Source organism: Dermacoccus nishinomiyaensis, assembly GCF_900447535.1.
Taxonomy (GTDB): Bacteria; Actinomycetota; Actinomycetes; order Actinomycetales; family Dermatophilaceae; genus Dermacoccus; species Dermacoccus nishinomiyaensis.
Genome location: NZ_UFXX01000001.1, coordinates 1,901,315 through 1,916,192 on the forward strand (window position 1 = coordinate 1,901,315; position 14,878 = coordinate 1,916,192).

The window sequence follows — 14,878 nt, forward strand, 5'->3', positions numbered from 1 at the left end:
GGCGTGGAAAGCTGACGAGTATGGATTCCGTAGCCACGCCGTCGCGCTCGGACGCCCACTGGTTGCTGCCCATCAACCCCGCAGCGCACGCCGAGCACCAGCCCGACGACTGGCGCACCCGCTCGGACGCCACGGCGGTGTGGGCTGCCATCGGGCGCTCGCAGCCACTCGAACGCTGGTGCCTGCGCAGTGGCTACCGCACGATGCGGGCGGGGGACGTCATCTGGGCCTATCTCGCCGTGCGCCAAGAGGTGTGCGCTTTCGGTCGCGTGCGCGCGGTCGTCGAGGCTGACGGCGCCTGGTTCGTCGACGTCACCTGGGACGAGCACGCGACCCGGGCGCTGAACCGCAGCCCCGTCGCGCGAGGCCGTTTTCGGCCAGGTGCCGATGTCGACCTGCCGCGCGCGGGCGACGGCCGTCGAGGTGCTCTGCTGTGCGATGGAGGACCTGCTCTGACGCACCGTCCGGCGCGTCGACTTGGGCGCTCGTCAGGGGTCCCGCGTACTGTGGAACGGCAGACAAGAACACCGGGGGCAAACGGGAGGAACACGTGAGCATGGCCGCTGACGGCAACGGAACGACGAACGATGGACGAGGCGACGACGGCACCGCGAAGACGCTGTCGAAGGCTGCGGTGGCGCGCCGCACCGTGCTGAGCGGCGCGGGCGTGTGGGCGCTCGCCGCATGCAGCACGTCGTCGAAGTCGGACGGCTCCGGCAAGGGCGTCAAGGCCGACAGCTCGGCCAAGGCGTCGGCGTCGTCGGCGAGCCCGCAGGGCAAGACGATCGGCGACGGCTCGATGAGCGACACCGGCCCGCAGCCGGGGCTCTACAAGCCCAAGAAGCTCAAGAAGGGCGACGTGCCGCCGCAGTTCGTCGTCGTGTCGTGGGACGGTGCGGCCGAGCTCGTCGACAACCCGTTGCTGTCGCGCTTCCGCAAGGTTTCACGTGAAACCGGCGCGCACATGACGCTGTTCCTCTCCGGCATCTACTTCCTGCCCGAGAGCAAGAAGACGCTCTACCATGCGCCGCACCACAAGCCTGGTGCGACCGACATCAACTTCCTGCCCGATGACTGCGTCCACGCGACGATCAAGGGCATCGGTGAGTCGTGGACTGAGGGCCACGAGATCGGTACCCACTTCAACGGCCACTTCTGCGGCCCGACGGGTGGCTCGACGTGGTCGCCGAGCGACTGGGGCAGCGAGATCGATCAGGCCCGCTCGTTCGTCGCGAACTGGCGGACCAACACCGGATTCCACGACCTGCCGCCGCTGCCGTTCGACTACGACAAGGAACTCATCGGCGGACGCACGCCCTGCCTCGAGGGCGGCGACAACCTGCGCACCGAGGCCTCAAAGCTCGGATGGCGCTACGACACGAGCAAGAGCACGCTGCAGATGTGGCCGAAGAAGGACAAGGGCCTGTGGGACATGAGCCTGCAGTCCATCCCGCTGGCCGGCACGCGCTTCCAGGTGCTGTCGATGGACTACAACATCATGTTCAACCAGTCGAAGGTGACGAAGGGCAACCCGGCCATGCACGCGACGTGGCGCAAGCAGGCCGTCGACTCCTACATGGCCGGGTTCAACCGTTCGTACGAGGGCAACCGCGCTCCGCTCGTCATCGGCAACCACTTCGAGGGCTGGAACGGCGGCATCTACATGGACGCCGTCGAGGAGGTCATGCGCAAGGTCGCCGCGCACAAGGACGCGAAGATGGTGTCCTTCCGTGAGCTGTGCGACTGGATGGACGCGCAGGACCCGAAGGTCGTCAAGAAGCTGCAGGCCCTCGCTCCCGGCGAGACGCCGCCCGGTGGCTGGGACGAGTACCTCGAACTCACCTGAGCCACTGCCCGGCGCCCCGGCTGGGTACACGCGGAACGGCCCGAACCTCTCGTGAGGTTCGGGCCGTTCCGCTGCGGGGTGTCGGCGAGGGCCGCCAGCACGACTGGCCGCTCGCCGGATCCGTCATCGGGTGCGACGGCGAACGACGAGCGTGCCGCCCGCTGCGGCGAGAAGCGCGCCGCCCGCGAACGCAGCGGTCGTGTTCGTCGAGCTGCCCTCGTGCGTCATGTCGGTCTGCACCTTCGGGCCCACGGTGGTCGAACCCGTCGTCGTGCCGCCGGGGGTTCCCGGCTTGGACGGCGTGGGCACGGGCTGCGCCGACGCGCCGATCTTCACGTCGACGGTCTTCGTGACGTGGGAGTTGTTGGCGTCACCGCAGTACCAGAAGTCGAGCTTCACCTTGTATGTGCCGGGCTTGGTGTAGCGGTACTGGTAAGGAGACGAGAAGTTGAGTGGCGAGACGCCCTTCGAGGTGCACTGCAGGACGCCGGAATCACCGCCGGTACGGCCTTTGCCGTCACCGAAGTCGACACTCATGGACATGGGGCCAGGGGTACGAGTCGTCGTGTGATCCGGCCCGTTGGCATGGTGCTGCGTGCCCTTGAGGTTGAAGTTGAATGCGACGGTGGTGCCGTCGGTCGTGTAGGTGATGCTGGGAGTCGCCGACACGCCGGGCCCGGCCGTAGGGGCTGCGTAGGCGGGGGCGCTGAACAGGGCGGCTCCGGCGAACGTCGTCAAGCATGTGGTGCGGACAAAACGGTTCATGGCATTTTCCTGTTCTCGAGTCGGTGCGTGTTGGACACACCTCCTTCTTCAGTATTGCCGTGTGTGACGTGGAACACGAGAGCTCGAGCCGAGAACTTCGACAGCCGACGGTGGGCGCGTCGGCGTTCGGCCTCCCGGCGTTCGGTCGCCAACCGCAACGGCCACCGCCACGCCGCCGGCCGGGATGCGGGGCGAACGCGGGGGACAATGGGGTGCGCACCCTCGTCCGGAGGGGGTCGTGACGGGTGGGAGGACCATGGAACGCGACCGACGCTCGAGCGAGACACGCGCGAGCACCGACCCCTCGCGCGCCCTGGCCCCGGTCCGCGAATCCGGCGCGGGTGAGGCCGCTGAGCCGGTCGTCATGATGGGCGGCCTCGGCCGGCATCTCGGGCTGGCATGGCTGGAGAACGTCTTCTTCTTCGCCGTCATGATCTGCTCGTTCGTCTTCGCCGTGCTGCTGCTACGCGAGGCGACGTGGTCGTGGTCGCTGCTCCTGTTGCTCGTCGGGTTCTGGGCCGTCATGGCCTACCTGGCGCTGCCACGGTTGCACCGCGTCCTCACGACGATCTACGTGCCCGACTACTTCATCGGCTGCAGCCGTACGACGGACGGGCGCCTCGGCGATCCCCTCAACCTCGCATTCATCGGCGACGAACAGCAGATCCACGAGACGATGACGCGCGCCGGGTGGGTCAAGGCCGACCCGGTGACGCTCGGGTCGAGCGTCCGCATCGTCGTGTCGTCGCTGCTGCGCCGCAGCTACGCCGAGGCGCCCGTCAGCCCGCTCGTGCTGTTTCGGCGCACGCAGGAGTTCGCCTACCAGCAGGAGGTGGACGGCAACCCGTCGCAACGTCACCACGTACGGTTCTGGCCGACGCCCGACGAGTGGTTGCTGCCCGGCGGCCGGCGGGTCGATTGGCTCGCGTCGGGCACGTTCGACTCCGGCGTCGGCCTGTCGTTCTTCACGCTGCAGGTCACGCACCGTATCGCCCGCGACATCGACACCGAACGCGACCACGTGCTGCGCACGGTGACGGACGCCGATCCGGCCGTCAGCGTCGAGATGCTCCACGACTTCACGAGCGGCTACCACAGCCGCAACGGCGGCGGCGACGCAGTGATGACGGACGGCGACCTGCCCGTCGTCGACCTCACCGCCGTTGCCGTCGCCCCGGGCGCGACGGTGTACGGCGCCAGCGAGGACGGGCAGGTGCTCGGCACGGTGGGGCGTCGCCCGCCATCGATCGTCGCGGCCTGCGTGCTCGCGGTGGCCTCTGCCCTCGTGTCGATGGCGGCGCTCGTCTGGGGCGGCGACGGTGTTCTGGGGCCGAACGGCCGGGACGTCCTCGGCGACGTTCCGGCCGAGTTGCCGACGAACGTCGCCCTGTGGATCGGGGTATTGACGTATGTGCCGATCCTGTGGCTCGCGTACCGCACGTTCTTCGGCGGGGTGTGGGCGCGACTCATCATGATCGCTCTCGTCACCCTGTCGCAGGCGAGCCAGATGTGGCAGTACCTGCAGGGCACGCGGCCGACGTTCGGCGCGTTGCTGTCCCTCTCCGTCGACCTGCTCGTCGTCTATGCGCTGACGAGCCTGTCGGCGCGCGATTGGGTCGAGCAGGGCCTCGTCGAGGGTGAGGGCGCCGCGGCCTGACGGTGTGGTGTTTCACGTGAAACGCGCTCGTGCTCTGCTCGTGGCTGACAGACTCGCTCGCCCGGTCAGTCAGCGAGGGTCTGCTCGATGCCCTCACGGTACGACCCGCGACCTCAGGGGCCGATGGCAACCTCTACACGGGTCAGAACCCGCAGTCGACCGGCGCCCTCGCCGAGCGGATCCTCGCCGACCTCTCCTGACGTCTACGGCTGCCCCGGCGCGACGGGCGTCGCGCCGGGGCAGCCTGCGCTTCGCTCAGGGGTGAATGTGACCAAGAACCGCCGATGTGGCCATGAGTCGCGAAGGTGGACGAAATTCGCAGAGGTGGACGTAGATCGCCGTTGCGTACGGGGCGGGTGAGCAAGGTCACGGGAACGAGGGTTTCGTTTTTGAATAGTCCATGTGGAATAGTCATCGCGTGACCACAACAGACCCCCTGGACGTGGCGCCGCTGGCGGTCGCCGTCCTCAGTCTTCTCGCGGAGCGCGACATGCATCCGTACGAGATGATCCAGACCCTCCGCGCGCGCCGGGAGGATCAGTGGGTGAAGCTGCGGCCCGCGTCGCTCTACCACAAGGTCGACGGGCTCGTGGCGCGCGGCCTCGCGGAGGTCGTGGGCACCGAGCAGGACGGCAACCGCCCGCCCCGCACGACGTACCGCCTCACGGACGCGGGGCGCGAGCTCCTCGTCGCGTGGATCAGCTCCGCCATCACCGTCGTCGAGAACCCCTACTTCTCGTTCTCCCTCGCCCTCGGCGAGCTCGAGGCCCTCGGCCCGGAACGCGCGGCGCGCCTGCTCACCGAGCGCGTCACCGCCCTCGACGAGCACATCGCCCAGATGCGCGACAGCCTCGAGCAGGGGCGCAACCAGAGCGCGGAACGCATCTGGATGCTCGCCCACGAACACCGCCTCGCCACTTTGACGACCGAGCGCGACTACATCGCCTCCGTCGTCCACGACATCGAATCGAAGGAACTCACATGGCCGACCAGCCACTGACCGACGACGCGTCCGCGGCGTCGGGCGCGCCTGCGGCTCCCGCCGCAGGCGCCGCCCACTCTGACGCGGGCGCGTCCGTCGCCACGGGCGCCCCGCCGCAGCAGTCCGCATCGGGGCGCCGAACTGCGGCAGATGCGGGCGCGAAGACGCCGGGCGCCGCGCCCGACATCAACCCGTGGGCTGCGCTGAGCGCCCTGCTCATCGGGTTCTTCATGATCCTCGTCGACTCGACGATCGTCTCCGTGGCGACCGAGACGATGGTCGACAAGCTCGACACGAGCCTCAACAACGTCCTGTGGGTGACGAGCGGGTACCTGCTCGCCTACGCCGTGCCGCTGCTCATCACCGGACGCCTCGGTGACCGTTTCGGCCCGAAGAACCTCTACCTCATCGGTCTGGCCGTGTTCACGTTGTCGTCGGCCGCGTGCGGCTTCGCCCCGAACGTCGGCGTCCTCATCGCGGCGCGCGTCGTCCAGGGTCTCGGTGCGGCGATCATGACGCCGCAGACGATGGCGATCATCACGCGCATCTTCCCCGCGGACGGCCGCGGCAAGGCCATGGGCGTGTGGGGTTCGACGGCGGGTGTCGCGACGCTCGTCGGCCCGATCCTCGGTGGTGTCCTCGTCGACCACGCCGGGTGGGAGTGGATCTTCTTCGTCAACGTGCCCGTCGGCCTCATCGGTCTCGCGATGGCGTGGAAGCTCGTGCCGTCGCTGCCGAGTCACGCGCACAAGTTCGACCTCGTCGGGGTCGCGCTGTCGGCCGTCGCGCTCTTCTGCGTCGTGTTCGGCATCCAAGAAGGCGCGCAGTACGACTGGGGCACGATCACGGGCATCATCTCTGTGCCGCTGCTCATCATCCTCGGCCTCGTCTTCTTCGTCCTGTTCATCCTGTGGGAGCGGCGATACAGGGGTGAGCAGCTCGTGCCGCTGCATCTGTTCGCGAACCGCAACTTCTCCCTCGCCAACATCGCTATCACGTCCGTCGGGTTCGCGATCACGGCCATGTCGTTCCCGATCATGATCTACGCGCAGGCCGTGCTCGGTTACTCGCCGACGAAGGCCGCGCTGCTGCTCGCGCCCATGGCCGTCATCTCCGGTCTGCTCGCCCCTGTCGTCGGTGGTCTCGTCGACCGCAAGCACCCCGCGATCCTCGCGGGCTTCGGGCTCGTCTGCTTCTCCGTCGCCCTGTTCTGGTACGGCCGGATGCTCGGCGCCGACACGTCGATCTGGTGGCTGCTCGCCATCGCCTGCCTGCTCGGTGTGGCCAACGGGTTCATGTGGGCGCCGCTCTCGGTGACGGCGACGCGCACCCTCGAACCGCGCTTCGCCGGCGCAGGTTCGGGCATCTACAACACGACACGTCAGATCGGCGCCGTCATCGGTTCCGCCGCCGTCGCCTCCCTCATGGATTCGCGCCTTCGCCACCACCTCGGTGAGCAGGCTGCGGGTGGCGCGCATCAGGCGGGCGGCGGTCACATGCCGACGCAGGTCGCCGAGCAGTTCGCCCGCGCCATGGGCGAGACGCTGTACCTGCCGGCCGCGGTGCTCATCGTCGGCATCATCGCCGCGGTGATGTTCACCAACCCGCACCGCAGGACGGGCCGCCACGCGGCCGACGCTCACTGAGCGCCCGAAGCCGAGGGCTCCGGACGAACATTGCCCGCGAACGCGTCAATGATGACGCGTTCGCGGGCAATGTTCGTCCGGGTTCGATGGGGTGGTCGCTCGATCCGTGCCAAAGGTCCCTGGCCCCGGGGCGCGTCGCGGCCCTAGCGTGAAGGTGAGACCCGGCGTCGGGCTCATCGCAACATTCACGAGAGGTGCCTCGGATGGCTGACAACACGACCAAGCCCATCGTCGTCGGAGTCGACGGATCGCCGTCGTCGCTGAGCGCCCTCGAATGGGCCGCGCAGCACGCCGAGCTGACGAAGCAGCCGCTCGAGGCCCTCGCGACGTGGCAGTGGCCCACCAACTACGGCTACGCCGTGGCGTTCGAAGCCAACTTCGACCCGGCGCAGGAGAGCACGCAGATGCTCGACGAGATCGTCGCGAAGGTGCAGGCCGACCACCCGAGCATCGAGGTGCGACCGCACGTCATCGAGGGCGACACGCGCAATGTGCTCGTCAAGCGCTCCAAGGAGGCGGCGCTGCTCGTGCTCGGCAGCCGCGGCCACGGCGAGCTGACGGGCATGCTTCTCGGCTCCGTCAGCGGCTACTGCGTCACGCACGCCGACTGCCCCGTCCTCGTCACGCGCCACTGACGCGGCGCGGCCCGGCGCGTGACCGGGCCGGCGACCTGACGCGTCGCGGATGCGTCGTCCCATCGGCGGGCTGCACCCCGGCGGACGGTGGCGCGCGGCGCCGTCACGGGAGTAGGTTCGTGCCATGAGTGACACGAGCAGCGAGAACTACACCCCTGAGGTCGACCAGCAGGACGGCGGCCCCGGCGCCCAGACCGGCGGCAACGGCGGCGAGAACAATGATGTCGCGAGCGGCGGTCGCAGCGACCAGGGCAGCACCGACGAAGGCCAGCACGCCGACGCCGACGAGAGCTGACGGCGGCCGCCGCTGAGCGCGGTGGTTTGCCGCGAGCGTCGGCAGGCACGACACGACGCACGCGCACGCCCCACCTGAACACGACGCACGCGCCCCGGCGCGTCGAACCTGCGTGGCCGCGAGCCCGGCACGGTGACGACGCGACCGGGGCGCATGCGTCGTGCCCGCTCTGAGACCATGGGGCAGACCCCGATCCGAGGAGCCTCATGCCGTCCACCGCAGCCCCCGCGCTGCCGCGCGTCAGGTTGCTCCTCGCACGCTTCTCGCACACGGGTCTCGTGTTCGCCGCGCTGTTCTACATCATCGCGAACACGCCGTCACTGCTGCCGCGCCCCTGGTGGATGCAGGGTCTCGTCGCGGCGCTGAGCGGGGTGTGCGGGTACGTTCTCGGCCTCGCGCTGGGGCGTCTCGCCCACGCGACGGCGCGCTGGTTGGGCCTGCATGTCACGATGAACCCGCGTCGACGCGTGCTGCTCGGCCGCATCGGCATCGCGTTCGCGGCCCTGATCGTCATCAGCTTCCCGCAGTCGACGATCGACTGGCAGCGGGAGGTCAGCCGCCAGGTCGACGTCGACGGGCCGGGGTGGTGGTATCCGACCGGTTCGACGCTCGTCGCGGTCGTCGTGTTCGTCTTGTTCATCCTCGTCTGGCGCGGCCTCGCCGGGCTCACCCGCTTCTTCCTCACGAAGGTCTCCTCACGCATCGTGCGGGAGGCAGCGGCCCGTCTCGTCGCATCGGTCATCACGGTCGCGACGGTCGTCGTGGCGATCGACGTCGTCGTCGAACCCGCCGTCCTCGCCGTCGTCGGGGGCAACGCCGACCGCGTCAACCAGCAGATGCCGCGCGGTGAGCACGCACCGACGTCGTCGTTGCGCAGTGGTGGCCCCGGCTCGCCACTGACGTGGAACAGCCTCGGCCGGGACGGCGCGAAATTCGTCGCCGCGGGGCCGGACGCGAAGCAGATCGCCGACGTGACGAAGACGCCAGCCAAGGAGCCGGTGCGGGTGTTCGTCGGCGCGAATGAGTCGTTGGACAAGAGCGCCGACCTCGCGGTAGCCGAGCTCGACCGCACCGACGCCTGGAAGCGCAAGGCGATGCTCGTCATCACGCCGACGAGCACCGGCTACGTCAACCTGTGGGGCGCCGCGTCCTTCGAGTACCTGCTCGGCGGCGACACCGCTGCGGTCGGAATGGCGTACTCGAACCTGCCGTCGGCGTTCGGCCTGCTCACCGCGCCACGCGACCCCGGCAAGGCGTCGCAGATCCTCCTCGAGAAGGTGCGGCGCCGCGTCGACGCGATGCCCGCGGCCCAGCGCCCGAAGGTGTACTTCACCGGCGAATCGCTCGGCGCCTACGGCGCGGACGACTCGTTCGACTCGTCGCGGCAGATGTTGGAGCGCACCGACGGCGGCGTCCTCAGCGGTACGCCCGCGTTCTCGCCGAACCGGCAACGCCTGACGCGTGAGCGCGCGCCCGGTTCGACGACGATCGACCCCGTCATCAACGGCGGACGCCACATCCGTTTCGCCGGTGAGCCGTCGCAGCTGGGCGCCGACGAGTACGACCGCCCTCTGGGCGCGTGGCAGAAACCGCGCGTCGTCTACCTGCAGCACCCGTCCGACCCCGTCGTGTGGTGGTCGCCGCGCCTGATGTTCAACTCACCCGAGTGGCTGCGTGAGACGCGCGACAACACGCCGATGGCGCAGATGAGCTGGGCTCCGTTCGTCACCTTCTGGCAGGTCAGCGCCGACATGCTCGTCTCCAACGAGGTGCCCGGCGGTTACGGTCACCGCTACTTCGGCGCCGAGATGGTGCCGGCCTGGGCGAAGGTGCTCGACGTCGACCCCGGCTCGCGCGAGGATGCCATCATCGACGCCGTGGGGCGCCGCTGAGCGCGCTCGCCGTCAGCGATCATCGCCCGGAAATCGTCATCCTCGACGCGTTTGCGGGCAATGATCTGGCGGGCCGTCAGTTCTGACGCGTCGGATCGAGCTTGCCCGTCATCGTCACCCCACCGGTGCTGACGGTGAAGCTCGCGACCGCGTTCGTGCACGTCATGCCGCTGACGTTGCTCGTGCACGTCGTTCCTGCGGAGGTGAAGCTGCTGCCGTAGTCGAGCACGGCCGTGCCGTCCTTCGTCGTCACCGGTGCGTTCGGCACGCTCGACGTCCAGCGCGCAGCCTCGCCGTCGGTGTCGAAACCGGGGTCACCGGTGAGGAAACCGACGCCCTTCGGCGTCAGCATGACGTAGTTCGCGCCGCCGTGCTTCGCCGACACCTCGGGGGTGAGGTGGCAGCCGACGACGCCCTTCGTCATGTCGCACCAGTTGCGGCCCGTGGGCGTCGTGAACTGCGACCATCCTGTCGCGGCGTAGGCGTATGCCGTCGCGGTGCCGCTCGTCGACGGCGCGCTGCTCGCCGAGGCGGTCGGCCCTGCCGAGTCCTGACTGCCGGACGGCGCCGCGCCCGAGCCTGTTGCGCTCGCCTGCGGCGCTGCGGGGTCGCTCGCCGACGCACCGTCGCTCGTGCTCGGCGACGTGGACGAGGCGCTCGCGGCCGTGCTGGAGGGCGTGCTCGGGGACGTCGACGACGACGCGGAAGAGCTGCGCTCGGAGGGCGTCTGGCTCGGTGCGGCCTGCTGCGTCGTCGACGACGCGGACGGCTGCGCCACCGTGGCGTTCTGCGACGCGCCGTCCTGGCCATTTCCGCACGCGGCGAGCGCGAGCGTCAGCAGGCCCGCGGCGGTGAGAGCTGGGACGGTGCGCATGAGTTCCCCTTGTCGTCGAACGGTACCGACACGTCACGCCGTGCCGCACCTCCACTGTGGCAGAGATGGCGGCCGTGGCGAAGGCGCCATGCCGACCGAGACGACCCGGCTGAAACCCGTGCCCGGCAGCCCGATTCGCTCACGTCACAGGTGGCCGCTGAGCGCCGCCATGCGGGATTCGAGCTTGCCGACAAGGGCGTCGAGCTCCTTGGAGTTCTCGGCGCTGACGGGCAGGACGTCGATCGAGATCGTCGCTCCACCGGCGAGGGAGCGCAGTTCGTCGAGCTTCGCGGCGAACGGCGAACCGCTGCCGGGTGAGTAGTAGTCGACGGCCGCGTCGATGTCGTTCGGGTAGAGGTCGGCCTTCGTCACGGCGATGACGACCCACATCGGCTTGGCTCGGCGCACCGCCATCGCGGCGATGCGGTGCGCGGTGATCGTCCAGTCCTCCAGCTCCGCGGCGAGCTGCTCGTCGCGCGTGCGTGACGGCGCCGCGCCACTCGTGCCGCCGGCGCGTCGCGGCGTCGCGTGGCCGTAGGAGACGACGTGGACGATGCCGTCGACCGGCTCCTCGTAGAACACCTCGTCGAGGGCTGCGAGGCGCGTCGCGGCGTTGTCGCCGGGCACGACGCGGAAGCGGAAACCCTTGAGCCGCGGCGACTTCGACGTCCGACGCTCCATCGTCGCCGAGCCGGCCTCGGTGACGGCGTCGGGGCTCGTGCGGCGCGCGAGACGGTCGACGAGGCGCGTCTTGCCGACGCCCGTCATGCCCGTGACGGCGACCGTCGGGTAGCGGCGATGCACGAGGGAGGAGATCTTCTCGGGTGCCGCGGTGAGGGCGGTGAGGGCCGTTCCGGCCAGGCTGGCGCCGGCAGCGGCGAGGCCGGCGTTGTGGCGGGCACCGGTGTTCTTCGAGGTCACGGTTCACCTTTCGGCAGAGGCTCGTTCGACGCCGGGGCGCCGAGCACTTTGCCCTCTAGTCAACCCGAAACGGCGTCGAAACGCCTCTCCGAGGGTTTCTTCGACGCCTTCGCGGTGCTGCGCGCTCGTCGCGCCCGACCATCCGCGTGGGTGGTGAACCAGCGGCCTGCGCGTCCTAGAGTGAAGACATGACTCGCGAAGACATCCACGAAGCAGCCAAGAACGACGACGCGGACGGCCAGAAGCCCGGCGGCGCCGGGGAGGTCTCCGAAGGCGGCAGCGGTTTCGGCACCGACAATGAGGCGAACGTCGTCAACGGCGCCGACGCTGTGCCCGACAAGACGACCGGCGGCACCAGCCCCCGCACGCCCAACCAGTGAGCTGAGTGCCTCCGACCAGGTGCTGGCCGGCCCTGACCCCGAGGTCACGGCCCGCTCTGTCCCTGGAGGTCTCGACGGCGATCCGGCGACGGCGTGACGCGTCTGACAGTGCGCCGAATGTGTCCTGCGCCTCCGTCGCGCCGGCGAAATCACGCCCGAGGGTGTAGCGGTTGTCGGTGCCTCGGTCTAGCCTCACGAGCATGACTGACATGAATACGAATCAGCCCGACGAAACCCTCGGGGCGCCCGCTCCGGGTGCCCCGAACGGTCAGGCTCAGCAGGGCCAGGACATGCTCGGCGCGACGGAGCCGACGCAGGGTGGCCCGAACGATGCCTCCCCGCAGCGGGACCCCGACGAGTGGGCCACCGGCGACGAGCCGATGACCGAGGCGCAGAAGTCGTACCTCGACACGCTCGCCAAGGAGGCGGGCGAGACGCTGCCCGCCACGCTGACGAAGGCCGAGGCGAGCAAGCACATCGACCGCCTCCAGGGTTCGAACAACCGCGTCAACCAGCAGGGCACGCAGGGCAACTGAGGCAACTGCCAGACGCCACCGGTCGGCCTGGCGCGACATGTTTCACGTGGAACATATGGCGCCAGGTCGGGCGGAGGTGTGCTGCGACGAGCGGGCGGCGCACTGCGCGGTGACCACGGGTCATGCCCCCACCGGGGCTCGAGCGCGCACCGAATGACGTGTCGATGATGCCCAGCGCGAATCGGCAGACCCCACAATGGCTTCCATGACTTCTCTCGTCTGGTTCCGTGACGACCTGCGTACGTTCGACCATCCGGCGCTGCGTGCGGCGGTCGATCACGCCGTCACCTCCCAGGGCTCGCAGGAGTCGGATGACGGCGCGTCGTCCGAGCCCGCGGGCGTCGTCGCGCTCTTCGTCCTCGACGAGGAATCGGACGGCCTCCGCCCGCTCGGCGGTGCGGTGAAGTGGTGGCTGCATCACTCGCTCGTCGCCTTGCGCGCGAAGCTCGAGGCGCTCGGCATCCCGCTCGTCCTGCGACGCGGCGCCGCGCATGACGTCGTCCTCGATGTGGTCGAGACGTTCGACGTCGACTTCGTCGGCTGGAATCGCCGGTACGGCGGGCCGGAGCGCGCCGTCGACGCCGTGATCAAGGAGGCGCTCGCCGAGCGAGACGTCGAGGTGCACTCTTATGCGGCGAACCTGCTGTTCGAGCCGTGGACCATCACAACGGGTGGGGGCACCCCGTACCGCGTGTTCACGCCGTTCTGGAAGGCGTGCCTGAGCGAGCCCGAGCCGCGTGAGCCGCTCGACGCGCCGTCAGCGCTCACCCCGCCGTCCGCACTCGTCGAGCAGGCCGGCCAGGCGAGTGACGACCTCGACACCTGGGCGTTGCTGCCGACGAAACCCGACTGGTCGACCGGCATCGCCAAGGCCTGGACGCCGGGCGAGGACGCCGCGCACGAGCTATTCGCCGACTTCCTCGACGACGCCGTCGTCCACTACGCCACCGAACGTGACGAGCCGTCGAAGCCGGCGACGTCGCGCCTCTCGCCGCATCTGCGCTTCGGGGAGATCAGCCCGCAGACGATCTGGCATGCGGCGCGGCGCAGTGGCAAGGACGTCGAGACGTTCCTGTCGGAGGTCGGTTGGCGCGAGTTCGCGTGGCACACGCTCTACGAGAACCCTGACCTTCACGAGGTGAACCTCAATCGGAAGTTCGACGCGTTCCCGTGGCCGCCGCTCGACGAGGACGCGCTGCTCGCATGGGAGAAGGGCGAGACGGGCGTCCCGCTCGTCGACGCGGGCATGCGCGAGCTGTGGGAGACGGGCACGATGCACAATCGCGTGCGCATGGTCGTCGCGTCGTTCCTGACGAAGAACCTGCTCATCGACTGGCGCATCGGTGAGGAGTGGTTCTGGGACACGCTCGTCGACGCCGACGCCGCGAGCAACCCGTTCAACTGGCAGTGGGTCGCCGGGTGCGGCGCAGACGCCGCACCGTACTTCCGCGTCTTCAACCCGGAGACGCAGCGCAAGAAGTTCGACCCCGACGAGCGCTACGTCCGCCGCTGGGGCGCTGACGACGGCCGCGAACCCATCGTCGACCTCGCCGAGACGCGCAAGGCCGCACTCGCGGCATACGAGCAGACGAAGTGACGTCTCACCTCAGCTAACCCTGACCGCTTGCGTGCAGATGCACCTGCGTGCAGATGCACCCGGGTGCACTTGCACGCAGGGGTTGGGTCGGATTCGACGTCATGCTGCTCGCCTTCATGGCGGTGACGGCGTGGCGCGCGTGGCAGCGGCGTCAGCTCGTCATCCTTGCGTCGGTCACGACGGGCATGCTGCTCGTCTGCGACGACGAGCTCTCACCCATCGCGTCGGCGAGTTCTGCCGCGCCGCGTCCGTCGAGCTCGGTGGCGATGCCGTCACGCGCGCCGAGACGGTCGGCGTCGCTGCGATGCGACGACACCTTGAACCGGGCCTCCATGCGCTGCACGGAAATGCGGATGCCGACGATCTTCGTCAGCATGTCGTCCAGATAGTCGCGCGGTGCCTGCCCCATGCGCCACGGCTCGTCGCGCCCGCCCTCCATCGCACCCGTGAGCTTCGCGACGACGCCGCGCACCCACCTCGGGTCGTCGTGCACCTCCAACTCTCCCCAGGCATGAGCGACGAGGTAGTTCCACGTCGGGACGACGCGGTGATGCTCGGCCTTGCTCGGATACCAGCTCGGCGAGACGTAGTGCTCGAGCGGCCCGAACGTCGCGAGCGTCAGCCCCTCGTGACGGCCGTTCTCCCACAACGGGTTCGCACGCGCCACGTGCCCGATGAGCGCCTTGCCCGTCGGTGCGCCGTCATCGTCGACGAGCAGCAACGGCACCATGTCCGCCTGCGGCGTGACGCCGTCGTGCGTGATGAGCGTCGCGAGCGGATGTTTCGCAACGAACGCGGCGATCGTCTCGACGTCCGTGACGACGTCGTGCGGCGGGTTATAGGGCATGCCAT

At 69.3% G+C, this 14,878-nt stretch carries 15 protein-coding genes; 11 read left to right on the plus strand and 4 right to left on the minus strand.

What is annotated here, in order from left to right; genetic code table 11:
* The first annotated feature begins 20 nt into the window (after nucleotides 1-20).
* The gene (locus DYE07_RS08830) at nucleotides 21-554 is read left to right on the plus strand and encodes a hypothetical protein (protein ID WP_337905406.1); all 534 of its coding nucleotides are present in this window, start codon (nucleotides 21-23) and stop codon (nucleotides 552-554) included.
* Between the two features lie 2 nt (nucleotides 555-556).
* Nucleotides 557-1,846, plus strand: coding sequence for a polysaccharide deacetylase family protein (locus DYE07_RS08835; protein ID WP_115296785.1), 1,290 nt, complete (start codon nucleotides 557-559; stop codon nucleotides 1,844-1,846).
* Nucleotides 1,847-1,969: 123 nt separating this feature from the next.
* Here DYE07_RS08835 and DYE07_RS08840 read toward each other — a convergent pair whose 3' ends face one another.
* The gene (locus DYE07_RS08840; protein WP_006945172.1) at nucleotides 1,970-2,611 is read right to left on the minus strand and encodes a hypothetical protein; all 642 of its coding nucleotides are present in this window, start codon (nucleotides 2,609-2,611) and stop codon (nucleotides 1,970-1,972) included.
* A gap of 256 nt (nucleotides 2,612-2,867) precedes the next feature.
* On the opposite strand from DYE07_RS08840, the gene DYE07_RS08845 reads away from it, so the two are divergent.
* The 6 genes from DYE07_RS08845 (at nucleotide 2,868) to DYE07_RS08865 (ending at nucleotide 9,718) form a co-directional block, all read left to right on the plus strand.
* Nucleotides 2,868-4,268 (plus strand): LssY C-terminal domain-containing protein, encoded by a 1,401-nt coding sequence (locus tag DYE07_RS08845; RefSeq protein ID WP_115296786.1) that lies wholly within the window; start codon nucleotides 2,868-2,870, stop codon nucleotides 4,266-4,268.
* Nucleotides 4,269-4,686: 418 nt separating this feature from the next.
* Nucleotides 4,687-5,268 (plus strand): PadR family transcriptional regulator, encoded by a 582-nt coding sequence (locus tag DYE07_RS08850; RefSeq protein ID WP_237723831.1) that lies wholly within the window; start codon nucleotides 4,687-4,689, stop codon nucleotides 5,266-5,268.
* Nucleotides 5,250-6,896, plus strand: coding sequence for a DHA2 family efflux MFS transporter permease subunit (locus tag DYE07_RS08855; RefSeq protein ID WP_115296788.1), 1,647 nt, complete (start codon nucleotides 5,250-5,252; stop codon nucleotides 6,894-6,896). Before DYE07_RS08850 ends, DYE07_RS08855 begins: the two co-directional genes overlap by 19 nt.
* Before the next feature lie 203 nt (nucleotides 6,897-7,099).
* Nucleotides 7,100-7,531 (plus strand): universal stress protein, encoded by a 432-nt coding sequence (locus DYE07_RS08860; RefSeq protein ID WP_006945137.1) that lies wholly within the window; start codon nucleotides 7,100-7,102, stop codon nucleotides 7,529-7,531.
* Nucleotides 7,532-7,655: 124 nt separating this feature from the next.
* Nucleotides 7,656-7,826 carry a hypothetical protein gene (locus DYE07_RS14750; protein WP_172462977.1) on the plus strand — a complete coding sequence of 57 codons (171 nt, stop codon included), beginning with the start codon at nucleotides 7,656-7,658 and terminating at the stop codon, nucleotides 7,824-7,826.
* Nucleotides 7,827-8,032: 206 nt separating this feature from the next.
* Nucleotides 8,033-9,718, plus strand: coding sequence for an alpha/beta-hydrolase family protein (locus DYE07_RS08865; RefSeq protein WP_115296789.1), 1,686 nt, complete (start codon nucleotides 8,033-8,035; stop codon nucleotides 9,716-9,718).
* A gap of 76 nt (nucleotides 9,719-9,794) precedes the next feature.
* Here the strand turns inward: DYE07_RS08865 and DYE07_RS08870 are convergent, their stop codons facing one another.
* Both DYE07_RS08870 and DYE07_RS08875 read right to left on the minus strand, forming a co-directional pair.
* Entirely contained in the window at nucleotides 9,795-10,592 is a 798-nt protein-coding gene (locus DYE07_RS08870; RefSeq protein ID WP_006945005.1) for a hypothetical protein, read from the minus strand.
* 144 nt (nucleotides 10,593-10,736) lie between these two features.
* Nucleotides 10,737-11,513, minus strand: coding sequence for a GTPase domain-containing protein (locus DYE07_RS08875; RefSeq protein ID WP_038566032.1), 777 nt, complete (start codon nucleotides 11,511-11,513; stop codon nucleotides 10,737-10,739).
* Nucleotides 11,514-11,701: 188 nt separating this feature from the next.
* On the opposite strand from DYE07_RS08875, the gene DYE07_RS08880 reads away from it, so the two are divergent.
* From DYE07_RS08880 to DYE07_RS08890, 3 genes are all read left to right on the plus strand, one after another.
* Nucleotides 11,702-11,893: a hypothetical protein gene (locus tag DYE07_RS08880; protein ID WP_115296790.1), complete on the plus strand. Its 192-nt coding sequence runs from the start codon at nucleotides 11,702-11,704 to the stop codon at nucleotides 11,891-11,893.
* A gap of 209 nt (nucleotides 11,894-12,102) precedes the next feature.
* Nucleotides 12,103-12,429, plus strand: coding sequence for a DUF3072 domain-containing protein (locus DYE07_RS08885; RefSeq protein ID WP_115296791.1), 327 nt, complete (start codon nucleotides 12,103-12,105; stop codon nucleotides 12,427-12,429).
* 205 nt (nucleotides 12,430-12,634) lie between these two features.
* Nucleotides 12,635-14,026 (plus strand): cryptochrome/photolyase family protein, encoded by a 1,392-nt coding sequence (locus DYE07_RS08890; protein ID WP_115297129.1) that lies wholly within the window; start codon nucleotides 12,635-12,637, stop codon nucleotides 14,024-14,026.
* A 151-nt stretch (nucleotides 14,027-14,177) separates the two neighbouring features.
* Here DYE07_RS08890 and DYE07_RS08895 read toward each other — a convergent pair whose 3' ends face one another.
* On the minus strand, nucleotides 14,178-14,873 hold the full coding sequence (locus DYE07_RS08895) for an FMN-binding negative transcriptional regulator (RefSeq protein ID WP_115296792.1): 696 nt from the start codon (nucleotides 14,871-14,873) through the stop codon (nucleotides 14,178-14,180).
* Between the last annotated feature and the right edge of the window lie 5 nt (nucleotides 14,874-14,878).